At 73.5% G+C, this 24,705-nt stretch carries 18 protein-coding genes; 6 read left to right on the top strand and 12 right to left on the bottom strand.

Going from position 1 to position 24,705, the window contains the following annotated elements; all coding sequences use genetic code 11:
* Positions 1–3: 3 nt before the first annotated feature.
* Complete coding sequence (locus tag ACFZB9_RS01860; protein ID WP_391442891.1) at positions 4–1,233, top strand: cytochrome P450; 1,230 nt, start codon at positions 4–6, stop codon at positions 1,231–1,233.
* A gap of 121 nt (positions 1,234–1,354) precedes the next feature.
* Positions 1,355–2,578 carry a PP2C family protein-serine/threonine phosphatase gene (locus ACFZB9_RS01855; protein ID WP_391442889.1) on the top strand — a complete coding sequence of 408 codons (1,224 nt, stop codon included), beginning with the start codon at positions 1,355–1,357 and terminating at the stop codon, positions 2,576–2,578.
* Positions 2,579–2,740: 162 nt separating this feature from the next.
* Here ACFZB9_RS01855 and glnA read toward each other — a convergent pair whose 3' ends face one another.
* A complete protein-coding gene (gene glnA, locus ACFZB9_RS01850) occupies positions 2,741–4,156 on the bottom strand; it encodes a type I glutamate--ammonia ligase (protein WP_391442888.1) in 1,416 nt (471 codons plus the stop codon).
* 305 nt (positions 4,157–4,461) lie between these two features.
* Between glnA and ACFZB9_RS01845 the strand changes: the two genes are divergently transcribed.
* Complete coding sequence (locus tag ACFZB9_RS01845) at positions 4,462–4,929, top strand: RDD family protein (RefSeq protein WP_391442886.1); 468 nt, start codon at positions 4,462–4,464, stop codon at positions 4,927–4,929.
* 189 nt (positions 4,930–5,118) lie between these two features.
* Here ACFZB9_RS01845 and ACFZB9_RS01840 read toward each other — a convergent pair whose 3' ends face one another.
* From ACFZB9_RS01840 to ACFZB9_RS01820, 5 genes are all read right to left on the bottom strand, one after another.
* Complete coding sequence (locus ACFZB9_RS01840; RefSeq protein ID WP_391442885.1) at positions 5,119–5,811, bottom strand: DUF4191 domain-containing protein; 693 nt, start codon at positions 5,809–5,811, stop codon at positions 5,119–5,121.
* Positions 5,812–6,037: 226 nt separating this feature from the next.
* Entirely contained in the window at positions 6,038–6,199 is a 162-nt protein-coding gene (locus ACFZB9_RS01835; RefSeq protein ID WP_391442884.1) for a hypothetical protein, read from the bottom strand.
* A 183-nt stretch (positions 6,200–6,382) separates the two neighbouring features.
* Positions 6,383–7,336 (bottom strand): lipoyl synthase, encoded by a 954-nt coding sequence (gene lipA, locus ACFZB9_RS01830; protein ID WP_391442883.1) that lies wholly within the window; start codon positions 7,334–7,336, stop codon positions 6,383–6,385.
* 173 nt (positions 7,337–7,509) lie between these two features.
* Positions 7,510–8,280, bottom strand: coding sequence for a lipoyl(octanoyl) transferase LipB (lipB, locus tag ACFZB9_RS01825; protein ID WP_391443313.1), 771 nt, complete (start codon positions 8,278–8,280; stop codon positions 7,510–7,512).
* Between the two features lie 189 nt (positions 8,281–8,469).
* Positions 8,470–10,446: a helix-turn-helix domain-containing protein gene (locus ACFZB9_RS01820; RefSeq protein ID WP_391442881.1), complete on the bottom strand. Its 1,977-nt coding sequence runs from the start codon at positions 10,444–10,446 to the stop codon at positions 8,470–8,472.
* Positions 10,447–10,746: 300 nt separating this feature from the next.
* On the opposite strand from ACFZB9_RS01820, the gene ACFZB9_RS01815 reads away from it, so the two are divergent.
* Complete coding sequence (locus ACFZB9_RS01815) at positions 10,747–12,738, top strand: regulator (protein ID WP_391442880.1); 1,992 nt, start codon at positions 10,747–10,749, stop codon at positions 12,736–12,738.
* Between the two features lie 216 nt (positions 12,739–12,954).
* On the opposite strand, the gene ACFZB9_RS01810 is transcribed toward ACFZB9_RS01815, so the two are convergent.
* Positions 12,955–14,283, bottom strand: coding sequence for an NAD(P)/FAD-dependent oxidoreductase (locus tag ACFZB9_RS01810; RefSeq protein WP_391442878.1), 1,329 nt, complete (start codon positions 14,281–14,283; stop codon positions 12,955–12,957).
* A gap of 365 nt (positions 14,284–14,648) precedes the next feature.
* On the opposite strand from ACFZB9_RS01810, the gene ACFZB9_RS01805 reads away from it, so the two are divergent.
* The gene (locus tag ACFZB9_RS01805) at positions 14,649–16,019 is read left to right on the top strand and encodes an LAETG motif-containing sortase-dependent surface protein (RefSeq protein ID WP_391442876.1); all 1,371 of its coding nucleotides are present in this window, start codon (positions 14,649–14,651) and stop codon (positions 16,017–16,019) included.
* Between the two features lie 99 nt (positions 16,020–16,118).
* Here the strand turns inward: ACFZB9_RS01805 and ACFZB9_RS01800 are convergent, their stop codons facing one another.
* Positions 16,119–17,024, bottom strand: a complete 906-nt coding sequence (locus ACFZB9_RS01800; RefSeq protein WP_391442875.1) for a TIGR01777 family oxidoreductase — start codon at positions 17,022–17,024, stop codon at positions 16,119–16,121.
* Between the two features lie 107 nt (positions 17,025–17,131).
* Between ACFZB9_RS01800 and ACFZB9_RS01795 the strand changes: the two genes are divergently transcribed.
* Positions 17,132–18,547, top strand: a complete 1,416-nt coding sequence (locus ACFZB9_RS01795) for a DUF2510 domain-containing protein (RefSeq protein WP_391442874.1) — start codon at positions 17,132–17,134, stop codon at positions 18,545–18,547.
* 105 nt (positions 18,548–18,652) lie between these two features.
* Here the strand turns inward: ACFZB9_RS01795 and ACFZB9_RS01790 are convergent, their stop codons facing one another.
* The 4 genes from ACFZB9_RS01790 to ACFZB9_RS01775 all read right to left on the bottom strand — a co-directional run bounded on the left by ACFZB9_RS01790 (position 18,653) and on the right by ACFZB9_RS01775 (position 24,565).
* Positions 18,653–19,168, bottom strand: coding sequence for a DUF4240 domain-containing protein (locus ACFZB9_RS01790; RefSeq protein ID WP_391443312.1), 516 nt, complete (start codon positions 19,166–19,168; stop codon positions 18,653–18,655).
* A gap of 189 nt (positions 19,169–19,357) precedes the next feature.
* Positions 19,358–21,142: a 2-oxoglutarate dehydrogenase, E2 component, dihydrolipoamide succinyltransferase gene (gene sucB, locus ACFZB9_RS01785; RefSeq protein WP_391442873.1), complete on the bottom strand. Its 1,785-nt coding sequence runs from the start codon at positions 21,140–21,142 to the stop codon at positions 19,358–19,360.
* Positions 21,143–21,210: 68 nt separating this feature from the next.
* Positions 21,211–22,599, bottom strand: coding sequence for a dihydrolipoyl dehydrogenase (gene lpdA, locus ACFZB9_RS01780; protein ID WP_327069521.1), 1,389 nt, complete (start codon positions 22,597–22,599; stop codon positions 21,211–21,213).
* 472 nt (positions 22,600–23,071) lie between these two features.
* Entirely contained in the window at positions 23,072–24,565 is a 1,494-nt protein-coding gene (locus tag ACFZB9_RS01775; protein ID WP_391442872.1) for a leucyl aminopeptidase, read from the bottom strand.
* Positions 24,566–24,705: the final 140 nt, after the last annotated feature.

The following is a 24,705-nucleotide window of genomic DNA, read 5'->3' as shown; positions in this document are numbered from 1 at the left end:
GGTATGGACGCCTTGGACGGTACGGAGATCATCGATGCTCTGCTGACCCCAGCGGGCTCCGCCGACCCCTATCCCCTCTATGCCCGCGCGCACCGGCTCGGTCCGGTCAGCCGGGTCCGGGACGACATGCTGCTCGCCAACGGGTACCGCACGGTGCACCAGTTGCTGCGCGACTCCGCCTTCGGCGTGACCGACGCCCGGGCCCGCCACGAGTTCGACCCGCTCTTCCACGAGCACTCCTCCAGGCTGCTGCTCAGCCGGTCCGTCCTGGAGAGCAACGCGCCCGACCACGCCCGGATGCGTTCGCTGATCGCCTCCGTCTTCACCGCCCGCCGGGTTGCCGCGCTGGCGCCGGCGGTGCGGGCCGCCGTCGACCGGCTGCTGACCGAACTCGCCGAACTCGGGGCGGACGGCGCCCCGGTCGACTTCATGGACACCTTCGCCTTCCGGCTGCCGGTCGGGGTGATCTGCGAGCTGCTCGGTGTGCCCGAGCGGGACCGCTACCGGTTCCGGGCCCTGGCCGGCGCCCTCGCGGCGATCCTGGAGCCGATGGTCAGCACCGAGGAGCTGGCCACCGCGGATGCCGCCGCTGACGAACTGATCGACTATTTCGGCGAGTTGGCCGCACGACGGCGCGCCGAGCCGCGACCGGACCTGGTCAGCGCGCTGGTCCGGGTCGCCGACGGCGCCGACGGGCGGCTCGACGACCAGGAGCTGCTGGCCAACCTGCTCGTGCTGCTGGTGGCCGGCTTCGAGACCACCACCAACCTGCTCGGCAACGGGCTGGCGCTGGCCTTCGAGCACCCCTGGGCGGCGGACGGGCTGCGCAGCGGTCGGATCAGCTCGGCCGGCTACGTCGAGGAGGTGCTGCGCTACGACTCCCCGGTGCAGCTCACCACCCGGTTGCCACTGGCCGAGGGGCTGAGCGTGGCGGGGGTGCCGGTGCCGCCCGCCGGCGGGGTCTTCCTGCTGATCGGCGCGGCCAACCGGGACCCGGCCCGCTACGACCGCCCCGACCTGTTCGACCCGACCCGCCAGGACAGCCAGGCACTCTCCTTCGGCGGCGGCCCGCACTACTGCCTGGGAGCCCAGCTGGCCCGGCTGGAGGCGACCTGCGCGCTGCCCGCCCTGCTCAACCGGTTCCCCCGGCTGGCCCTGACGGGGGAACCGGTGCGCCGCTCGCGCCTGGTGCTGCGCGGCTACCAGGAGCTGGCGGTCGCGGTGCGGGGCTGACGCCAGCAGCAACCGGGACTTTGGTCCCGAGGCGGCGGGCCGAAGGGCCTCCGGCGCCGGAGCGGTGGGTGGGCGACGATGGAAGCTCACCCACGTTCCCGAGCGGCCGAGGAGGTCTGCCGTGCCCGCGAGGTCCGCCGTGCCCGCCGAGGCCGCCGCCCCCGCGAGACCAGGCGCGCCCGCCAAGGCCGTCCGGTCCGCGCCCGCCGGGGCGCGCGACCCGCTCGGAGCCCGGCTGCGCGCGAGCTTCGCCGGCCCCGCCCCCGCAGACCACCAGGCGGACCTGGCGCCGTACTGGGTCCGCTGGCTGCCCACCCTGCTGATCCTCATCGACCTGAGCATCGAGGTCGCCTTCCCACAGGCCACGGCGGCGGGGTTCCTGCTCACCGGTCTGCCCGTGCTGGTCGCCTTCGGCTTCGGGGCGCTGGCCACCGCCGCCTCCGGCGTCGGCGCGCTGGTGCTCCAACTGGTGCTCGCGGCCCGGGTGGGCCACCTGTACGAGCACCACCACCTCTGGGTCTACCTCTCCACCCTGCTGGCCGCGCTGGCCGGTGTGATGCTCGCCCACCAGCGCACCCGGCAGGCCCGCCACCTGGTGCGCGCCCGCACCGTGAGCGAGGCGCTGCAGCGCACCGTGCTGCACCCGGTGCCCGAACAGGTCGGCTCGCTGCGCACGGCCGGGCACTACCGGGCCGCGCAGGCCGAGGTGGCGATCGGTGGCGACCTCTACGAGCTGTGCGACACACCGTTCGGCACCCGGGTGCTGCTCGGCGACGTCCGGGGCAAGGGCCTGGAGGCCGTGCGCACGGTGGCCGACCTGCTCGGTGCCTTCCGCGCCACCGCGCACGAGACCGCCGAACTGGCCGAACTCGCCGCGCTGCTGGACCGCCAGGTCCGCCGCGTCGCGCTGGAACGCGAGGACGAGGAGCTCTTCGTCACCGCCGTCCTGCTGGAACACCAGCCGGGCGCCGAGTCGGTCCAGCTGATCAACCGCGGCCACCTGGACCCGGTGGTGCTGGCCGGCGGCACCGTGCAGACCGTGCACTGCCGCCAGGACCTCCCGCTCGGCCTCGGCCACCTGCGCACCCAGCACCCCACGCCGCCCACCTCGGTCCCGCTCACGGCCGGCCAGACCCTGCTGCTGCACACCGACGGCGTCACCGAGGCCCGCGACCGGGCCGGCAACTTCTACCCCCTCACCGAGCGCCTCGCCACCCGCTTCGCCACCCGCGCCTGCGTCACCCCCGAACAACTCGTCAACTTCGTCGGCGCCGACGTCCACACCCACGGCGGCCCGGCCACCGACGACCTGGCCCTGCTCGCCCTGAGCCCGATGGGGCACTGACCGGCCGCCGGCCCAGGCCAAGACGATCGAGGCTCTGGAGGCTGCTGCCTTCGCTGCATCCTCACGTTTCCGGCCTGGGAAAACACCGAGCCCCCGAGGCTCTCCGGGGAGAGCCTCGGGGGCGCTGCCCGCCGTCGTCAATGCAGCACTCTGCTCGGTGTCCTACAGGTCGAAGTACAGCTCGAACTCGTGCGGGTGGGGCCGCAGGGCGATCGGGGCGATCTCGTTGGTGCGCTTGTAGTCGATCCAGGTCTCGATCAGGTCGGGCGTGAAGACGCCGCCTGCGAGCAGGTACTCGTGGTCCTCTTCGAGGGCCTCCAGTACTGCGGGGAGGGAGGCGGGGACCTGCGGGACGCCCGCGTGCTCGTCGGGGGCGAGCTCGTAGAGGTCCTTGTCGACCGGCTGGAGCGGCTCGATCTTGTTCTTGATGCCGTCCAGGCCCGCCATCAGCATCGCGGAGAAGGCGAGGTAGGGGTTGGAGGACGGGTCGGGCGCGCGGAACTCGATGCGCTTGGCCTTGGCGTTGGAGCCGGTGATCGGGATCCGGATCGCGGCCGAGCGGTTGCGCTGCGAGTAGACCAGGTTGACCGGGGCCTCGAAGCCGGGGACCAGGCGGTGGTAGGAGTTCACCGAGGGGTTGGTGAAAGCCAGCAGCGACGGGGCGTGCTTCAGCAGGCCGCCGATGTAGTAGCGGGCGGTGTCGGACAGGCCCGCGTAGCCCTGCTCGTCGTAGAAGAGCGGCGAGCCGTCGGTCCAGAGCGACTGGTGCACGTGCATGCCGGAGCCGTTGTCACCGAAGATCGGCTTGGGCATGAAGGTGGCCGTCTTGCCGTTCCGCCAGGCCACGTTCTTGATGATGTACTTGAACAGCATCAGGTCGTCGGCCGCGTGCAGCAGGGTGTTGAACCTGTAGTTGATCTCGGCCTGGCCGGCGGTGCCCACCTCGTGGTGCTGACGCTCCACCTGCAGGCCGGAGTTGGCGAGTTCCAGGGACATCTCGGCGCGCAGGTCGGCGAAGTGGTCGACCGGCGGGGTCGGGAAGTAGCCGCCCTTGTACTTGACCTTGTAGCCGCGGTTGCCGCCCTCCTCGATCCGGCCGCTGTTCCAGGCGCCGGCCTCGGAGTCGATGTAGTAGTACGAGGCGTTCGCGCTGGTCTCGAAGCGGGCCTCGTCGAAGACGTAGAACTCGGCCTCGGGGCCGAAGAAGGCGGTGTCGGCGATGCCGGAGGAGGCGAGGTAGGCCTCGGCCTTCTTGGCCACGTTGCGCGGGTCGCGGCTGTAGGCCTCGCCGGTGATCGGGTCCTGGATGAAGAAGTTGATGTTGAGGTGCTTGTCCTTGCGGAACGGGTCGAGCCGTGCCGTGGCCAGGTCGGGCACCAGCGCCATGTCCGACTCGTGGATCGCCTGGAAGCCGCGGATCGAGGAGCCGTCGAACATCAGGGTCTCGGCGGGGTCGAAGGTGGCCGCGGGGACGGCGAAGTGCTGCATCACGCCTGGCAGGTCGCAGAACCGCACATCCACGAACTTGATGTCGTTCTCGGCGATGTAGGACTTGACCTCATCGGCATTCTGGAACATGACTGTCCTCCTCTGCCCGGCCGCGCTGACCGGGACCAGACCTGCACGGACCAGTCGTCCCAACCGGCCGTGGTGCGGCTCACCATAGGAACCGGCCGTTTCCTCACGGTGACCCAATCGTTTCACCCATGTTAACCAGCGGCCCCGAACGGGCGGCAAAGTCACTCGGGTGGGGGCAAAAGGGGCTCCCGGCAGCGCCGTTCTCCACAAGTGGTCTGGACCACTTGAAATGGGCCCGCCACGCGGATTCACTCGCAGGGGGAGTCGGCGCCGATCCGCCCGGTAAGCCCGGCTACTGTGGGTTCGTGGACAGTAGAGAAGCACTGGGATCGTGGTTGGACGGCCCGAAGGCCGCCGCCGAGCGGATGGGCGCCGACTTCGGCTACCGCGGTGAGCGGCTGGGCCGCCCGCGCTCGGGTCCCGGCTCGATGGCGGGCCCGCTGCGGCGGATCGGCGCGCTCTGCGTGGACGGCTGGATCGCCAGCCTGATCGCCTACGGCACGCTGGCCCACGGCGACCCGGCCAAGGCCAACCTGCTGAGCCTGCCGCTCTTCTTCGCGATGAGCGCGCTGCTGCTCTCCACCACCGGGACCAGTATCGGCAAGCGGCTGTTCGGTCTGCGGGTGGTGCGGTTGGACGGCGGACGGGCGAGCATCCCGCAGGCGCTGCTGCGCACCGTGCTGCTCTGCCTGGTGGTGCCCGCGGCGGTCTGGGACCGCGACCAGCGCGGCCTGCACGACAAGGCGGTCGGAACGGTCGAGGTCCGGATCTGACGCCGAGATCAGTACAAGATCGGCAAGGCCACGTACCAGGTCAGCCAAGTACCAGGTCAGCAAGGCCAGTACAAGGTCAGCCAGTACAAGGTCAGCAGGAGCAAAGGGAAAGGCCCCGCCAAGGAGGCGGGGCCTTTTTCGTGGGTGTGCCCGGCCGGCGGTGGCCGGGGCGGGCGAGGTGGTGGGGGCTCAGCGAGCCTGGCCGCCGCCCTTGGGCATCCGGGCGCCCTTGGGCATCGGGCCCTTGGGGATCGGCGCCTTCGACAGCAGGTCGCCCAGCGCGCGCAGCCGGTCGTTGGTCTCGGTGACCTGAGCGGGGGTGATCGAGCGCGGCAGCCGCATCAAGTGGACCTGCAGCTTCTTCAGCGGCACCTCGCCCGGGCCGTCGCCGACCATGATGTCGTGCACCGGCACATCGGCCACCACACGGGCCATCTTCTTCTTCTCGGCGGCGAGCAGCGGGCGCACCCGGTTCGGGTTGCCCTCACCGATCAGCGCGATACCGGGCCGGCCGACCGCGCGGTAGACCGCGTCCTGGTTGCGGGTGACGGCAACCGGGGTCGGGTTGGCGCTCCAGCCGCGTCGGATGTTGTTCAGCACGGCCGCCGCAGCGCCCGGCTGGCCCTCCATCTGACCGAAGGCCGCCCGCTCGGCCCGTCGGCCGAACACGATGGCCGAGGCCAGGAAGGCCACGATGAAGCCCAGGATCCCCAGGTAGATGGGGTGACCGACCAGGAAACCGATGGCGAGGAACACGCCGAAGGTGAGGAGGCCAACGCCCCCGATGATCAGGCCGATCTTGGTGTCGACCTTCTTGGTCATGATGTACGCCTGGCGGATCTGCTTGAGTCGCCCAGGTGTCTCGGATGTTTCCCTCGCCATGATGGTCATGGTACGTGGCGTGGACATCGGATATCGAAGCCCGGTACCGATTCGGTCCAACCGAGCAGGAAATCGTTACGGGCTGCCACCTGTCGCCCGCCTCGGGTCACGCACCGACGGCACCCTCCGGCCTCGCCGCGCGAGCCGGCACCGGGTGAGATCTCACCCCGCGAGCCGCCCCCTGCGAGCCGCCTCCCCGCGAGCCGCCCCCCGCGAGCCGTGGTGGCTACCGCGCCGCCGGCAGGCCGGCCTGTGCCGCCGCGCGGTCCGCCGCGTGGCGCCGGTTCTCGCAGACCGCGCTCCAGGCGTTGCGCCGGGCCTGCCGGCGGCCGGGCGCGAGCAGCAGGCTCTCCGCGAGCCTGATCGCCGTGCCGATGGTGGTACGCATCCGAGCCCCTCCCCTTGCCGAGCCCGCGCTGAGCCCGAGCCGAGCCCCAGTCTCGGCCACCGCTGTTACCGGCCGATGACTCACCGGTCAACCCCGCATGAAAGTCCCGCCCGGAACGCCGGTGGGGCCCGGAGCGTGCTCCGAGCCCCACCGTGTGCCAGGCAGCGTGCCGGGCAGCACCCGTCAGACGGCCGTGCGCGCGCGGTGCTCCAGCGCCTGCCGGTACAGCCGGCCCGCGCGGTAGGAGGAGCGCACCAGCGGCCCGGACATCACGCCGGCGAAGCCGAGCTCCTCGGCCTCCTCCTGCAGCTCCACGAACTCCTGCGGCTTGACCCAGCGCTCCACGGGGTGGTGGCGCACCGAGGGGCGCAGGTACTGGGTGATGGTGATCAGCTCGCAGCCCGCGCCGACCAGGTCGGCCAGCGCCTGGCTGACCTCCTCGCGGGTCTCGCCCATGCCCAGGATCAGGTTGGACTTGGTCACCAGGCCGGCGGCCCGCGCCTGCGTGATGACGTCCAGCGAGCGCTCGTAGCGGAACGCCGGGCGGATCCGCTTGAAGATCCGTGGCACCGTCTCGACGTTGTGCGCCAGCACCTCGGGACGCGAGGAGAAGACCTCGGCGAGCTGCTCGGGCACCGCGTTGAAGTCCGGGATCAGCAGCTCGACGCCGGTGCGCCCGGCGGCCCGCTCGGCGGTCATCGCGTGCACCTGGCGGACCGTCTCGGCGTACAGCCAGGCGCCGCCGTCGGCCAGGTCGTCGCGGGCGACGCCGGTGATGGTGGCGTAGTTCAGGTCCATGGTGACGATCGACTCGGCCACGCGGCGCGGCTCGTCACGGTCGAACTCGGCGGGCTTACCGGTGTCGATCTGGCAGAAGTCGCAGCGCCGGGTGCACTGGTCCCCGCCGATCAGGAAGGTCGCCTCACGGTCCTCCCAGCACTCGAAGATGTTGGGGCAGCCGGCCTCCTGGCAGACCGTGTGCAGCCCCTCCTTCTTCACCAGCGACTGGAGGGCGTTGTACTCCGGGCCCATCTTCGCCCGGGTCTTGATCCACTCGGGCTTCCGCTCGATGGGGGTCTCGCTGTTGCGGACCTCCAGGCGGAGAAGCTTCCTGCCGTCGGGCGCGACAGCGGACACGTGCGGCTCCTATGAACGAAGTGGACGGGAGTACCCACCAGGGTACGCCTCTGCTTGTGCGGTCTGTGCTGGGCCTGCGCCCCGCATTCGCAGGGCAACAGCGCTCGGCACCGGGAGATTCCCGAGCGCCTCGGTGGGCACCCGGCGGGCGGCGCGGCGCGGGGCCGGCCGTCTCAGCGGGCCAGCGCGGGCTCGGGCAGCGCGGCGAAGACCTCGGCCAGCCGCCGCTCCACCACCGGTGCCATCTCGGTCACGGTCACCTCGCGGCCCAGCTCGGTGGAGAGCGAGCCGACGCCCGCGTCCCGGATGCCGCACGGGATGATCCGGTCGAACCAGGTCATGTCCGGGTTGCAGTTGAGCGCGAACCCGTGCATCGTCACGCCGCGCGCCACCCGGACCCCGATCGCGGCGAGCTTGCGGTCGTCCCCGCGCTGCCCGGCGTTGGAGGGCGCGTACTCGGGGCCGGCCAGTCGCGGGTCGATGCCCAGCGGCAGGCCCAGGCGCAGGGTCAGCTTGCCTATGTCGATCACCTTGGCCGGGTCCACGGCGGCGTCCGGCAGTTCCTGGCCCAGCACCCACACCCCGCTGCGGCCCTCCACCCGGCTGCTCCCGACGCCGAGGTCGGCACAGGCCAGGATCAGCGCCTCCTCCAGGCGGCGGACGTAGGCGACCACGTCCATCGGCTCCGGCAGCTTGACGATGGGGTAGCCGACCAGCTGCCCGGGGCCGTGCCAGGTGCCCTCGCCGCCCCGGTTGACCTGCACCACCGGGGTGTCGTCCAGCGGCAGGTCCTCGGGCTTGGTGCGCTTGCCGGCGGTGAAGACCGGCGGGTGTTCGAGCAGCAGCACGGTGTCGGGGATCTCGTCGGCCAGTCGCAGGGCGTGCAGCCGCTGCTGCTCCTCCCAGGCTTCCTGGTACGGCACCGCGCCCTCGCCGATGCGCATCCGGACGAACCGCACGTTCTCGCTCACCGCTGCTCCTTGCCCAGGCGTTCGCGACCGACCGCGACCCAACCTCGCCACTGTACGCCCGCTCGATCTGATGTCCGAGAGGGGTTGCGGGGCGCCTGGACGACCCTCCAGGCGGGCCCTCCCGGACGGCTGGGTGGCAGGGCTCCGTGGCAGGCGCCCGCCTCAGGTCAGCAGGTGCAGGCGCAGCGCCAGCTGCAGCTCCAGCGCCCGCTCCGGCTCCTGCCAGTCGGCCCCGAGCAGCTGCCCCACCCGCTCCAGCCGCTGGACCACCGTGTTCACGTGGACGTGCAGCTCGTCCTTGGCCCGGGTCAGGCTGCCGCCGCAGGCGAAGTAGGACCGCAGGGTGTGCACCAGCTCGGTGCCCCGTCGTGCGTCGTAGGCCAGCAGCGGGCCCAGCGCGCGGGTGACGAAGCCGGTCACCTGGTGCCCGTCGCCGAGCAGCACGCCCAGGAAGCCCAGCGACTCGACCGAGGCCCCCTGCCCGGCCCGGCCCAGCACCCGCAGCGCGCGTACGCAGCGCCGGCCCTCGGCGTAGGCGGCGGCCAGCGCCGGTGGGTCGGCGGCGGGCCGGCCCGTGCCCACCGTCACGGGTCCGCCCGCCAGCCCGGCCAACCGCTCGGCGGCCTCCCGGGCCGCCTGCTCGGGCGGCCCGGCGGCGTCCTGCGGGAGCAGCAGCACCACGGCCTCGCCGTGTTCGGCGCTCACCCCGCGGGCGCCGCCGCGGCCGCGCAGCCCGAACAGGTACCGCGCGGCGGCGCCGGCGAGCCGGGCCCGCCCCTGCGGTTCGGCCTCGGCCACCAGCAGCAGGTGGCCGCGGGTGAGGTCCACCCCGAGGCGGCGCCCGCGGGCCAGCAGCCCGGCCCGGTCGCGCTCGGGGGCGGTCAGCAGGTCGGTGAGCAGTTCGCCGCGGACCCGGTTCTCAGTCTCGGCGACCGAGCGGCGCAGCAGCAGGAGCAGCGCGGTCACCACCCCCGCCCGTTCGAACAGCCGCCGGTCGGGATCGTCCAGCGCAGCCGGCCCGCGCAGCACCAGGCTGCCCAGCGGCTCCTGCCCGGCCGGCACCGCGTGCACCCAGCTGTCGCCGTGTCGCACTGCCCGTCCCTCGGCGCGCGAGCGCTCCACGGCCTCGGCCAGCCGGCGCGGCGCGCCCTGACGGCCCGACAGTGGGTGGCCCTCGGCGTCGTGGACCGCGACCTCGCCGCCCAGCAGGGCGGCCACCTCGGCGGTCAGCTCCGCCAGGTCGGCGCCGCGCAGCACCAGGTCGGTGAGCCGGTCATGGGCCTGCTCGGCACGCTGGACGGCGGCCGCGTGCGCCTGGATGACGGTGCTCGCGGTGTTCAACTCGGCCTTGGCAGCGCTCAGTTCGGCCAGCGCCGTGCGGGTGCCGGCCAGCGCGTCCGCGGTGTCCAGGGCGACCGCGGCGTGCGCGGCCAGTGAGCGGAGCAGGGCCACCTGGTCGGGGGCGAAGACGCGCGGGGCGCGGTCGGCGGCGAACAGTACCCCGATCACCTTGCCGCCATCCGCGCCCAGCAGCAGCGGCACTCCGAGGATCGCCACCAGGCCCTCCTCCAGCACCCCGGCGTCGACCCGGTCGGTGTGCCGGAACCGCTCGTCGGTGCGGTAGTCGCCGGTCGCGTACGGCCGGGCCCACTGCGCGACCAGGCCGCCCAGGCCGTCGCCGAGGCCCGGTCGCAGTCCCTGGAAGAGCGGCGAGACCGAGCCGTCGGTGACCCGCATGCAGGTGTCGCCGGCCACCGGGTCGAACAGCGTCAGGTAGGCGGTGTCGGCGTCCAGCAGCAGTCGGGCCCGGCGGACGATCGCGCGCAGCACCGCGTCCAGGTCGCGGGAGGCGGCCAGGTCGGTGGCGGTCTCGAAGAGCGCGGTCAACTCGGCTTCAAGGGACTGATTCTGACGCAGCGTCCGGTGCACCAGCAGTGCCTGCCGGGTGCCCTCCGCCAGTTCGGCGAGCACGGCGGGGGAGGCGCCCAGGCGGCGGGCCTCGGCGAGCACCTCGGGGAAGTCCTCGGCGGCGGCCCCCGCGGCGAGCAGGTCGAGCAGCTGTCGCAGCGCGGGGGCGGCGGCGTCGACGGCGGTGCCGACAGCGGGTGGGTCGCCGGGGTCGTCCATGGTGCCCGACATGCTGTCAGATCTCGGCGCCGGCCGGGAAGGCCGTGGCATGTGCCGCGTCGCCATAGCCGTCGGTGCGGGAGTAGCGGTGAAAGCCATGGTGGCCGGGCGCGCCGGGGGCGTGCGCGGTCCAAACCCCCAGCGCCGCACCTTCCTCAGAACGGACGCGTGCTCTTCACCCGTTCGGAGGATTGCCCGCCCAGATCCACCCATAGCGCCCGAATGCTCGCTACATTCACGCCGATTCCCGACAGGGGCGTCGCGCACGGCACCGGGGGGCCGGACCGCGGCGTCCGAGAGGTGTTGACTGACATGTCCCAACGGCCTGCAACCGACAGCCCGGCCTACGATCCGCTCGACCCGCTGGCCCCGCACGAACGGCGTGGCGAGCCGGACCGTTCCGGCGCGCCCGCCCTGCCCTCGCAACGCCAGGACGGCTCGCCGCTCGCCGACCGCCGCGCGCTCCGGCCGGACGACCAGCACAACCAGCAGCATGACCAGCACGCGCTGGACGGCCAGCACCGCCAGCACGATCTGGACGGCGAGGACGGCGAGGACGCACTGCACGAACCGCGCCCGCTGGACGGCCGGCACGGCCTGGACGACGACCTCCAGCACCGCCCTGACGACCTCCAGCACCGCCCTGACGACCACCCGCTGGGCCCGGCCGAACTCCACCACAGCCCGCCGGGCGAGGCCCAGACCCGTGCCGAGTCCGCCCGCGCCCAGAACCCGCTGCTCGCCGCGCTGATCGAGGAGGCCGGCTTCTCGCACGCGGGACTGGCCCGCCGGGTCGACCAGTTGGGCCTGGAGCACGGCCTCGACCTGCGCTACGACAAGACCTCGGTGACCCGCTGGCTGCGCGGCCAGCAGCCGAGGGGCGCCACGCCCGCCCTGATCGCGGAGGTCTTCACCCGGCGCCTGGGCCGACGGCTGTCCGCCCAGGACATCGGCCTGGACGCCTGCGCCCCGGTCTACGCGGGCCTGGAGTTCGCCGAGACCCCGCAGGAGGCCGTGGACATCGTCGCCAGCATGTGGCGCAAGGACACCGGGCCGCAGTCCGAGCTGCGCCGGATCGCCTTCACCCCGGCCGGCCTGGTGGTCCCCAGCCGGGACTGGCTGATCGGCCGCAGCGACGAGCAGGTGGCCCGGGACGGCTCGGCGGGCATCTACGTCGCCGGACCGGACGGCCCGCTGGCCCGGCTCGACCCGGCGGTGGATCACGCCGATCCGCCGCCCCGCGGGGCCGGACCCACCGCGGGCCGGGTCACCCCGGCCGGGCGGGTGCCCTCGCAGGCCCGGCGACCGCTGGTCTCCAGCACCCGGACGGCGGCCCTGCCGGCCCAGGCCGGGACAGCCCCGGGCGAGGCGAGCACGCGGGTGGCCCGCGCGGGTCTGCGGGTCGGCCGCGGCGACATCGCCGCCGTCCGGGCGGTCGGCGACCTGTTCCGCGCGCTGGACAACGCCTACGGCGGCGGCCACGCCCGTCAGGCGCTGGTGCGCTACCTGGAGAGCGAGGCCGAGCCGATGCTGCGCGGCCGCTACGGCGAGCAGATCGGCCGGGCGCTGTTCGCGGCCGTCGCCGACCTGACCAGACTGGCCGGCTGGACGTCCTTCGACATCGCCGCGCACGGTCTGGCGCAGCGCTACTTCGTCCAGGCGCTGCGGCTCTCCCAGGCGGCCGGCGACCGGGTGCTCGGCGGCCATGTGCTGATCACCATGAGCCAGCAGGCGGTCCACCTCGGCCATGGCCGGGAGGCGGTCCAGCTGGCCAGGGTGGCGCAGCAGGGCGTCGGCACCGCGGCCCCGGCGACCATCCAGTCGCTGATGCACGCCGCCGAGGCGCGCGGGCACGGGGTGCTGGGCGATGCCCGCTCCTGCACCACGGCGCTGGTCCGCTCCGAGCGGGCCCTGGCGCTCGCCCGCAGCGGCGACGACCTGCCCAGCTGGGCCCGCTACTTCGACGAGGCCCAGCTGGCCGACGAGTTTGCCCACTGCTACCGGGACCTCCAGCAGTGGCGCCCGGCCGCCCAGCACGCCGAGAAGTCGCTGCGGCTGCGCGGCGCCGCCTACGCGCGCAGCCGGGTCTTCTGCCGGATCGTGCTGGCCGCCGCCCGGCTCGGGATGGGCGACCTGGACGAGTCCTGCGCCCTGGCCACCGAGGGGCTGCGCGCGGCGGGGGAGATGCGCTCGGCCCGCACGGTGGAGTACCTGCGCGACTTCCACCGCCGGCTGGCCCCCTACCGCGGCAGCCCGGCAGCCCGCGCCTTCGAGGAGTCGGCCCGGCAGGCGGGGGTGATCTGAGTAGCCCTCAGCCGCCGGGCGCGGCGAGCTGCCGCCGGGCCGGCCGCACCGCCGCCCCCTGCTCCGGCAAGGCGGCGGTGCGGCTCTCGGCGGTCAGGTCCGTCGCTCGGTCGACCTGGCCGGACTGCCCCGGCCGGGCAGCCCGAGTCGGGCAGCCCAGGTCAGGCGGTCGAGCCCAGGCCGTCCAGGTCAGGCGGTCGGCCCGGGCCGTCGAGCTCAGGCCGCCCGGGCCTGGCTGACCTCGGCCGGCCGGGACACGTCCAGGTCGCGCAGCACCGCCTCGGCGGCCCGCCGCCCCGACACCAGTGCGCCCTGTGCGCTGCTGGTGTCCCGGTGGTCCCCGCAGACGTAGAGCCCGGCCAGCACCCGCACCGGGCGGCGCAGGTTGTGCGGCGGCGGCATCGCCGGTACCGCGTCCGGCAGGTGGCGCACGCTCAGGAACTCCCACTCGCGCGTCGACACCCCGTACAACTCGGTCAGCCGCGCGCGTACCGCCGGTTCCAGTGCGGCGGGCCCGCCGGTGCCGAAGGCGCGGCGGCCGAGCACGGTGGTGGCCACCAGCGCGCGGCCCGCCGGGGCGTAGGACTCGTGCACCTGGCTGAGCACCAGCGAGTGCGAGATGGGTGCGGGGCCGTGCGTGCGGTCGCCGTCCAGCAGCAGCACCGCCTCGTTCAGTGGTGTCTCGGCGGTGGTGTGGTAATAGGTCGTCACCGGGTGGAAGTCGGGTAACCGCAGGCCCGGCAGCAGGTCCGTGGCCGACCGCGCGTCGGTGGCCAGCACCACAGCGCGGGCGCCGAGGCGGCCGTGCTCCTCGGTCCACACCCCGTCCGCACCGACCGCCGCCACCCGCACGCCCAGTCGTACCGTGTCGGTCGGCAGGGTGGCGGCCAGCTGGTCAGGGACGGCCGCGGTGCCGGCGGCGGGCAGCGCGAGGTGGCCGCGGGCGTAGCCGCGCAGCACCAGGTCGGCGATCCGGCTGCTGGTGCCGAGTGCCGGGTCGCTGAGCAGTGCGGTGAGCAGCGGGCGCAGAAAGCCGTCCACCATCTTGAGTGGCAGCCCGCGCTCTGCCAGCGCGCGGGCGGTACTGGTCTCGGGGCGGGCCAGCAGCCGGTGGGCCGGGGTGGCGGCCAGGCGGCTGAGCGCCGAGCCCAGCCGGGCCTTCTCCAGCGGGCTGCCGAGTGGTGAGCGGATGGTGGCCTGCCGGGCAGTGGGCAGGTGCGGGTCGCCGACCCGGCAGCGGCGGCCGCCGCTGTGCACCAGCACCCCGGGGGCCAGCGGGCGCAGCTCCAGCCCCTCCAGGTCGAGCCGGCGCACCAGCTCGGGGAAGCCGGTGTTGAGCAGTTGACCGCCGTGGTCCAGCCGGTAGCCGTCCAGTTGGTGGCCGGCCATCCGGCCGCCGATCCGCTCGGTCGCCTCCAGCACCTGGACGTCCAGTCCGGCGGAGGTCAGCGACCGGGCGGTGGCCAGGCCGGCCAGCCCCGCACCGACCACGATCACATCGGGATCGTCGGCGCGGGTGCGGCGGGTGATGTCCTGTGGCGTCACGAGCGAGCTCCCTCCCTGGTCCCGGAGCTCCGGCCGGCGGACGGCTGCGGGGTGCCGGGACGGTTCCACGGGGTGATGCCCCGTCAGGAGCGTGATCAGGCAAGGGCATTGGCCCGGATCGATGGGCTCCGCCCTGCGCCGGTAGCACGCCTGGGGGCATGTGCGGGCGCCGTGCGCCGTAGCGTGCGCCCCCTCGCGCCGAAGAGCGCGCCGTCGCGAGCTCCGGTGCCACACGGCTCGCGGCGAGGCGGTGAATCGGAGTAGTGCATCCACTCGAACCAGCTACCCCGCGGCTTCGCTTGCCACGATGCGCTCACTGGCGGGCGTACACAGTTGATCAGGTTTTCCGATCAACTGGGAGTGACATGCGAACACGCATCACCAGCCTCGCCCTGTCCGGACTCACGTCGGTCGCACTTGTCTGGGGTGCCAGCACCGTCGCCGAGGCCGCAACCGTCCCGGACCACGGCGCGGCCAGCGACACCATGGGCGCGGAGGGCGCCTGGATCGACAGCGTCCTGCAGATGGCCATGGACGGGCAGCAGGGCGCCACCACCAAGGTCATGTACCCGGGTCGGCAGGCCGACTCCGGTGATGACCGGTTCGCAGCCGCTTCGCAGCCGGACGCGTCGGCTCCGGACGCGGGGACGCCGGAGGCCATGCGTCCGGGCGTCGGCGCTGCCGCCCCGGACGTGATCGCCACTACCGGCCCGGCGGACGCGGCCGACCCGGCGGCCATGGCGCCGGACGTGAACACCGCCGCCGGCCCGGCGGACGCGAGCAACCCCCAGCAGCCGGCCGGGCAGGACCCGGCCCGCGGTGGGAAGCCGCAGACGCCGGGCGGTGTCGGGCCTGAGCACGGCGAGAGCTGGCTTCCCACCATGCCGTGGGGCGAGCTCGGGCATGGCGACCACGGCGTGCTCCCCGGGCTGGGTGAGCACGGCGACCACGGTGCGAAGCCGGGCTGGGACGAGCACGGCGACCACGGTGAGCACGGCGAGCATGGTGAGCACGGCGACCACGGTGAGCACGGTGCGAAGCCGGGCTGGGACGAGCACGGCGACCACGGTGAGCACGGCGAGCATGGTGAGCACGGCGACCATGATGTGAAGCCGGGCGAGGACGAGCACGGCGACCATGGTGAGCACGGCGACCACGGCGACCACGGCGACCACGGCGGTCAGCCCGGTGGCCAGGGCCAGGGCCAGGGCCAAGGTCAGGGGCAGGGCCAGGGTCAAGGTCAGAGCCAGGGGCAGGGCAACCAGCAGGGCCAGGGTCTGACCGGCACCCAGACGGACACCAACACCAACACCAGCAGCACCACCGGCACCCAGACGGACACCAACAGCAACACCGGTACCCAGACGGACAGCCACACCGACACCCAGACCCAGGGCCAGTCCACGAACGTCAACCTCGCGCTGACCCTGCAGAACAACCAGACCAACAACCAAGCGCAGCAGAACAAGCAGGACGTCGAACAGGCGTTGCAGAACAAGCAGGACACGCACAACGTGACCATCGTGAAGCTCTACGAGTTCGAGGTGGCGCCGCACAGCGGCGGCAGCGGAAAGGCCGAGCACCACGGGCACGGCGCCTCGTACCCGACGGCCCGCCCGCACGGTCACCACGAGCTGGCCCAGACGGGTTCGGAGACCCCGATGCTGGCCGCCGCCGCTCTCGCGCTCCTCGCGGCGGGCGCTGCAGCGCTGCACATCAGCCGGAAGCGGTCCTGACAGGCCCGTTCCAGGCGGAGCCGAGGTGGGCTCCTGAGCGTCCGTCAGTGGGCCCCACCGGGTGGCACGCCGGTGGGGCCCACGCGCGCGGTCACCGGCTCAGAGCGCGGCCCGCACCGCCTGGTCCACCTCCGGGTGGGCGAAGACGAACCCCGCCGCCAGCAGCTTGGCCGGGAGCACCCGGTGGCTGCCCACCACCTCCACCGCCATCTCGCCCAGGGCCAGCCGCAGCGCGAACTCCGGTACCGGGAAAGGCGTCGGGCGCCGCAGCACTCGGCCCAGCGAGGCGGTGAGCTCGGTGTTGGTCACCGGTTCCGGCGCGGTCAGGTTGACCGGGCCGGTCAGCTCCGGGCGGTCGATCAGGAACCGCAGCGCGGCGACCTGGTCGGCCAGCGAGATGAAGCTCCAGTACTGCTGCCCGGAGCCCAGCCGGCCGCCGAGCCCCAGCTTGAAGAGCGGGAACAGCCGCCCGCCGGCACCGCCGGCCGCGCTGAGCACCAGCCCGGTGCGCGGGTGCACCACCCGGATCCCGGCCTCGGCGGCGGGCTGTGCGGCGCCCTCCCAGTCCATGCAGACCCGGGCCAGGAAGTCGTCCCCGGCGGGCGTCGTCTCGTCGATCGGCCGGGCCCCGGTCTGCCCGTAGTACCCGACGGCCGAGCCGCTGACCAGCACGGCGGGCGGGGTGTCCAGGGTCGGCAGCACGGTGGCCAGGGTGCGGGTGCCGAGCACCCGGCTGTCGTGGATCTCCTGCTTGTAGGCCGGCGTCCAGCGGTGGTCGGCCACCCCGGCTCCCGCCAGGTGCACCACGGCCTCGGTGCCCGCCAGGCCGGCCCGGTCCAGCTCGCCGCGCGCCGGGTTCCAGCCGATCGCCACCGAGCCGTCGGGCCGCGGGCCCAGCGCCTGGCGGTGGCGCACCAGCCGCACCACCTGGTGGCCATCGGCCAGCAGCGAGCGGACGAGGGCGGAGCCGATCAGGCCCGAGGAACCGGTGACAGCGATACGCATGCCGCCATCCTGGCAGGGCCCGGCCGCCGGGCGGACCGCGACCCGCCTGTGCGCCGCTGGTCGGGGCACCGCTGACGTGGGTTCACCGGGCCCGATACGGTACGGCGGTGAGCAACTTCACCCCTCCCGGCTGGTACCCCGACCCGGAGTCCGCCGCAGGCGCGGACGGCGCGCGCGAGCGCTTCTGGGACGGCGCGGTGTGGACCGCCCGTACCCGGCCGCTGCCGCCCTCGGGTGCGCCGTTCGCCGCGGCTCCGCACGGGAGCCGGGACGGGGCCGCTCCACCACCGGACGCCCCGCCGCCGGCCGTCGCGTCCCTTCCTGTCGCGCCCGTCCCCGCCGCGCCCGTCCCCGCCGCCGCGCCACCGGCGGCGGCCCCGCCGTACCCCGCTGCGCCGCACACCGCCCCGCCGATCGCGGCCGCCCCGCCGTCGGCAGCCGTGCCGCAGGCCCCGCAGCCGGCTCCCCAGCCCTCCGCCCACCCGGTCGTCGCCGGCCCCGCCGAGCCGCCCAGCTCGCTCTCCGACGCCTCCCCGGCCTACGGCCACCCGGCCATCCCCGACCCGGCCGAGGTCCTCGGCTACGGCTACCCCGTGCCGGTGCAGGCGCCGGCCCAGGCCCCGGCGCCGCTGCCGCCCGGCCCCGCCACGGTGCCGCCGCCCTACGGCTACCAGCCGCCCGGCTACCCGGCACCGCCGCCCGCGCGCAAGCGCACGGGGCTGATCGTCGGAGTGCTGGCGGGGGCGCTGACCCTGGTGGTGCTCACGGCCGGGATCTCGATCTCGCTCGTCAGGAGCCCCGGCCGGAGCGAGCACGCCTCGGCGGCGGTGCCGCCCGGCGCCGGGACCGGCCGCGGTCCGCTGCCGAGCGGCACCGGCCCGGCCGGCAACGGTGCCTCGCTGCGCCCCACCGGCCCCGCCACCGCGCCCGCGGACCCGCCGTCGGCCGGCGTCGGCGCCCTCCCGCCGGGCACGGCCTCCCCGGGCGCCCTCCCGCCGGATGCCTCCCCGGTCTCCCCGGCCTCGCCCGGCGCCGGCCTGGTGCCGGACGCCGCGCACAGCTGGAGCGTTCCGCTGCCCCAGGGCTGGTCCGTCGCCCAGCACGACGCCTCCACCACCCTCCTGCTGGTCACCGGCCCCTATCAGTGCGCCACCCCGGGCGGCTGCGTGCGCGGCAACTTCGAGATCGACAGCAGGGCGGCGAGCGGCCCGGACGCGCAGACGGTGGCCCGCCAGACCATGTCGGACTACGCGCCGCAGCTCTTCGGCCGGCTCAGCTCGCACCAGGAGCTGGCCAGCGGCCCGGTCACGGTGGCCGGGCAGAGCGGCTTCGCGGTCCGCTGGCACGTGCTGCCCGAACAGGCCGGGCCCGGCTACCTGCTGCTGATCGCCCTGCCGGCCCCCGGCGGCGGCTTCACCACCATGGTGGGCTCGGTGGACGACGACCCGCAGGCCCCGGGCCCTGCCGTGCTGGACCAGATCGCCACCGGCATCCAGCCGGCCACCGCCCCGAACGCCACCTGACAGCGGAAATCCGGGCGTCGCGACGCCCGGACTCTCTTCCCGCGGGGGCACCTCCCGGCCGCTGCCCCTGGGCCGCCGGCCGGCAGCACGATGGCCCGATCGGCCTCAATCCCCGTAGATCTCCCACAACTTGGGGAATCGTTTCGCCATCTCCGCGCCGTCGGCGAAGTCGAACCGCGGCCCTTCGGGCAGCCGGGGCTGGTTGTTGCCCAGGTCCGGCAGCGGCAGCCCGGTCAGCTGCTCGTGTGCCTCGTCGGCGGCGTAGCCGAACTCCTCGGCGTCGCCGTCCTCCTCCTCGTCGAAGTCGGGCACCAGCTCCGCCAGGTCGTCCGGGTGGTACAGGGCCCCCTCGAACACCTCCCGGCCCTGCGCGATCAGCCAGCAGCGGAAGTAGTCGAAGGCGTCCTCCGACGCGCCGCCGAGCATCAGGTAGGCGGCCCCCCACAGCTCCCGGGTGTACGCGCGCTGGAACCGCGCCTCGAACAGCCGCGCGAAGTCGATCACCTCATCCGGTGTCAGCTGCGCGAGCCGCTCCACCAGCAGGTCGGCCTGATCGTCCGGATCGCCCTCGGCGGCGTCGCGGCACTCGTCGATGATCTGCCAGAAGTCCGTCTCGTACATCACCGCTCCAGCATCCCTGTTCTACGTGGCAAACGCACACCATCCGCGCCCGCGCCACTCGCGCCACGCCCCCGGTTCGGGTGAACGGGAGGTGGCGGGCCGTGCCGTGGTGTGCTCGGAAATGCCGTCGGCCGGCCCGCCCCGAGCGGGGCGGGCCGGCCGACGTTCACCGCTGATGGCAAGCCGGGGCTACAGGCCGAGCTCGACCTCGAACTCGCCGGACTCCAGGATCTCCTTGACGGCCACCAGGTAGCGGGCGGCGTCGGCGCCGTCCACCAGGCGGTGGTCGTAGGAGAGCGACAGGTAGGTCATGTCGCGGACGGCGATGACGGTGCCCTCCTCGGTCTCGATGACCACGGGGCGCTTGACCGTCGCGCCGATGCCCAGGATGGCGACCTGGTTCGGCGGCACGATGACGGTGTCGAACAGCGCACCGCGCGAGCCGGTGTTGCTGATCGTGAAGGTGGCGCCGGACAGCTCGTCCGGGGTGATCTTGTTGCCGCGCACCTTGCTGGCCAGCTCGGCGGTCTTCTTGGAGATACCGGCCAGGTTGAGGTCGCCCGCACCCTTGATGACCGGGGTCATCAGGCCCTTCTCGGAGTCCACCGCGATACCGATGTTCTCGGTGTCGAAGTAGGTGATGGTGCCCTCGGCCTCGTTGATCCGGGCGTTGATCGAGGGGTGGCTCTTCAGGGCCTGGGCGGCGGCCTTGACGAAGAACGGCATCGGGGACAGCTTCACGCCCTCGCGGGCGAGGAAGGCGTCCTTGGCCTTGCCGCGCAGCTTCATGACCTTGGTGACGTCCACCTCGACCACGCTGGTCAGCTGGGCCTGCTCGTGCAGGGCCTTCAGCATGTTGTCGCCGATGACCTTGCGCATCCGGGTCATCTTGACCGTCTGGCCACGCAGCGGCGAGGCGGCGACCGGCGCGGCGGCCTTCGGGGCGGCAGCGACGGCCGGGGCAGCGGCGGCGGCAGCAGCGGCCTCGGCGGCGGCGACCACGTCCTGCTTGCGGATCCGACCGCCGACGCCGGTGCCGGCGACGGTGGAGAGCGCGACGCCGTGCTCGGCGGCGAGCTTGCGGACCAGCGGGGTGACGTAGGCGTCACCGGCGTCGGCGGCCGGGGCGGCGGCAACCGGGGCCGGCGCGGCGGCGACCGGCGCGGGGGCCGGAGCCGGAGCGGCCGGGGCAGCGGCGACCGGAGCCGGAGCGGCAACCGGGGCCGGAGCAGCCGGGGCCGGGGCGGCGACCGGAGCCGGCGCGGGGGCCGGGGCAGCGGGGGCGGCCGGTGCGGCGGGGGCGGCAACCGGGGCCGGGGCGGCCGGGGCAGCCGGAGCGGCCGCGACCGCACCCGCCGCGCCGATCAGCGCGAGCTGGGCGCCGACCTCGGCGGTCTCGTCCTCGCCGACCAGGATCTTCACCACGACGCCGGCGACCGGCGAGGGGATCTCGGTGTCGACCTTGTCGGTGGAGACCTCGAGCAGCGGCTCGTCCACCTCGACGGTGTCACCCTCGGCCTTGAGCCAGCGGGTGACGGTGCCCTCGGTGACCGACTCGCCCAGGGCGGGGAGCAGCACCGGGGTGGCGTCGCCGGCGGGCGCGGCCGGGGCGGCGGCGACCGGCGCGGGGGCCGGGGCAGCGGGGGCGGCAACCGGGGCCGGCGCGGCCGGAGCCTCGGCGACCGGGGCCGGAGCAGCGGCGGCGGCCGGGGCGGCAGCCGCGACCGGGGCGCCCGAGCCGTCGTCGATGATCGCCAGCTCGGCGCCCACCTCGACCGTCTCGTCCTCGGCGACCTTGATCGACGCGAGGATGCCGGAGGCCGGCGCGGGGATCTCGGTGTCGACCTTGTCGGTCGACACCTCGAGCAGCGGCTCGTCGGCCTCCACTCGCTCGCCCTCGGCCTTCAGCCAGCGGGTGACAGTACCTTCGGACACGCTCTCGCCCAGCGCGGGCAGCGTTACTGAGACCGCCATGGTTTCAGCGACTCCTATCAAGTCTTGCGTTCAGGAAGTTCAGGGAATGTAAGGACGGGCCCAGACGATCAGTCGTGCGCGTGCAGCGGCTTGCCGGCCAGGGCCAGGTGGGCCTCGCCCAGCGCCTCGGACTGGGTCGGGTGGGCGTGGATGAGCTGCGCGACCTCGGCGGGCAGCGCCTCCCAGTTGTAGATGAGCTGGGCCTCGCCCACCTGCTCACCCATGCGGGCGCCGACCATGTGGACACCCACCACGGCGCCGTCCTTGACCTGGACGAGCTTGATCTCGCCGGCGGTCTTGAGGATCTTGCTCTTGCCGTTGCCGGCCAGGTTGTACTTGAGCGTGACGACCTTGTCCTTGCCGTACAGCTCCACGGCCTTGGCCTCGGAGATGCCGACCGAGGCGACCTCGGGGTTGGAGTAGGTGACCCGCGGCACGCCGTCGTAGTCGATCGGCACGGCCTTGAGGCCCGCCAGCCGCTCGGCGACCAGGATGCCCTCGGCGAAGCCGACGTGCGCCAGCTGCAGGGTCGGGGCCAGGTCGCCGACGGCCGAGATGGTGGGCACGTTGGTGCGCATGTACTCGTCGACCAGGACGTAGCCGCGGTCCATCGCGACCCCGGCCTCCTCGTAACCGAGGCCCGCCGAGACGGGGCCGCGGCCGATGGCGACGAGCAGCAGGTCGGCGTCGATCTGCTTGCCGTTCTCGGTGGAGACGCGCACACCGGTCTCGGTGTACTCCACGCCCGAGAAGCGGGCCTTGAGCTCGAACTTGATGCCACGCTTGCGGAAGGCCCGCTCCAGCAGCTTGGAGGAGTTCTCGTCCTCCAGCGGCACCAGGTGCGGCAGGGCCTCGACGATGGTGACGTCGACGCCGAAGGACTTCCAGACCGAGGCGAACTCGACACCGATCACGCCGCCGCCGAGGATGACGGCCGACTTCGGGATCCGGTCGAGCTTGAGGGCGTGGTCCGAGGAGATCACCCGGTCGCCGTCGATGGCCAGGCCCGGCAGCGACTTCGGCACGGAGCCGGTGGCGAGCACGATGTGGCGGCCCTCGACCCGCTGGCCGTTGACATCCACCGAGGTCGGCGAGGAGAGCCGGCCCTCGCCCTGGATGAAGTGCACCTTGCGGGAGGCGACCAGACCCTGCAGGCCCTTGTACAGGCCGGCGATCACGTCGTCCTTGTACTTGTGGACGCCGTTGATGTCGATGCCCTGGAAGGTCGCCAGCACGCCGAACTCGGCGGCTTCCTTCGTCTCGTCCGCGATCTCGGCGGCGTGCAGCAGCGCCTTGGTGGGGATGCAACCCCGGTGCAGGCAGGTACCGCCCAGCTCGCCCTTCTCGATCAGGGCCACGCTCAGACCCAGCTGAGCGGCGCGGAGCGCCGCGGCGTAACCGCCGCTTCCGCCTCCGAGAATGACTACGTCGAAAACGGTGCTGGCGTCGTTCGCCACGTCACGTCCTCCATGCCATGGGGTGTGGATCCGTCCGGGCCGGTGCTGGTCCGGTGTGCGGGAAGCCCTTGTGGGGCGCCCAGTCGTGCCGGAAATACATCTTCGCACTTGTTCACGGCAGCTGGTGTCCGGGTCCACCCTGCGGGGGGTGTGCGACCGCCTCCGGAGGGCTGCCAAGACCCGTTGCCGGCCCTGTCGGCCCAGGTCAACGCGGCCTTGCCGCGGCCTGATCGGACGCTCACGCCGATCTGTCGGGGTTGGGATTCCGCTTCGTGGAACAAAGTTTCGCCGGAGGCGAACAGCGGTCGAATGCGCAGGTCGACGGCCTGCGCCTGCTACTGATCGGTAACCGGGTGGAAAAGTCGATACAGCGACAAGCCGGTCGGTGGAGCGGTGTGCCCGACGGGCCGGAAAGGCCGATGGGGCCCGGTGTCCAGTGACACCGGGCCCCATCGGCCGATCAGCGTGGCGATCAGCGCTGCGCGGTCTCCTGCGCGTACTGCACCAGGGTGCGCACGGCGCTGCCGGTGCCGCCCTTGGGGGTGTAGCCGTACGGCGCGGCCTCGTGGAACGCCGGGCCGGCGATGTCCAGGTGGGCCCAGTCGATGCCGTCGGCCACGAACTCCTGCAGGAAGATGCCGGCCGTCAGGCCGCCACCCATCCGCTCGCCCATGTTGGCCAGGTCGGCCACCGGGGAGTCCATGCCCTTGCGCAGCTCGGCCGGCAGCGGCATCGGCCAGGACTGCTCGCCCGCGCGCCCGGCGACGGCGTGCAGCTGGTCGCGGAGGCCGTCCGAGTTGGCCATCACACCGAAGGTGCGGGTGCCCAGCGCCATCACCATGGCGCCGGTCAGGGTGGCCACGTCGACGATCGCGTCCGGGCTCTCCTCGCCGGCCCGCACGATCGCGTCGGCCAGCACCAGGCGGCCCTCGGCGTCGGTGTTGAGCACCTCGACGGTCTTGCCGCCGTACATCCGCAGCACGTCGCCGGGGCGGGTGGCCGAGCCCGAGGGCATGTTCTCGGCCAGCGCCAGCCAGCCGGTGACATTGACGGCCAGGCCCAGGCGCTTGGCGGCGACCACGGCGGCGAACACGGCGGCGGCGCCGGACATGTCGCACTTCATGGTCTCGTTGTGGCCGGCCGGCTTGAGCGAGATGCCGCCCGAGTCGTAGGTGATGCCCTTGCCGATGAAGGCCAGCGTGGCCTTGGCCTTCGGGTGGGTGTAGGCCAGCTTGACCAGGCGGGGCGGGTTGACCGAGCCGGTGCCGACGCCCAGGATGCCGCCGAAGCCGCCCTTGGCCAGCGCCTTCTCGTCGAGCACCTCGACCTTGATGCCGTGCTCCTTGCCGGCCGCCTGCGCGATGGCGGCGAAGGCCTTGGGGTGCAGGTCGTTCGGCGGGGTGTTGATCAGGTCGCGGGCCCGGTTCATCTCCTCGCCGAGCACGGTGGCGCGCTCCAGGGCGGCCTTGGCGTCCTTGCTGCCCTTGCGGGTGGTCAGCACGATCAGCTCGCCGACCGGCTCCTTGCCGCCGCCGTTGGTGCGGTAGGCGGTGAAGTCGTAGGCGCCCAGCAGGCCGCCCAGAGCCACGGCCTCGACCTGCTCGGCCGACTCGGCCGGCAGCGCCAGGCCCGCCTTCTTGGCGCCGGCCAGGGTGCGCGCGGCAACGCCGGCGGCCCGGCGAAGCGCCTCCTCGGGGTAGCCGTCCTCGGTCGCCTGGCCCAGGCCGACGGCCAGCACGAAGCCGGCCTTGAGGCCGGCCGGAGCGGCCAGCTTCACCGTCTCACCCTCGGCACCGGTGGCGCCCAGGGTGGTCAGGACGTCGGCCAGCTTGCCGTCGAAGGCCTCGACCAGCGCCTCGGCGCCGGCGGCGACGACCAGGCCCTTGGGGCCCTTCGCTACGCCGATGACCACGGCATCCGCGCGCAGCGCGGCGGCGGAGGAGGTGCTCACAGACAATGCAGTCACGTATTTGCGTCCTGTTCTTTCGCGGTCCACGGCCGGATTTATGCGGTATGGCAACAGCCCCAGCATGCTCCGCCGTGACGGCGCAGGGCTACAGTGCTCACCGCATGGTAGTCCGCATGGTGGGATGCCGCCGCGCCCGG

The organism is Kitasatospora sp. NPDC008050 (assembly GCF_042957465.1).
GTDB lineage: Bacteria > Actinomycetota > Actinomycetes > Streptomycetales > Streptomycetaceae > Kitasatospora.
The sequence above is the reverse complement of the archived record's forward strand: the minus strand, read 5'-3'. Positions and strand labels throughout refer to the sequence as shown.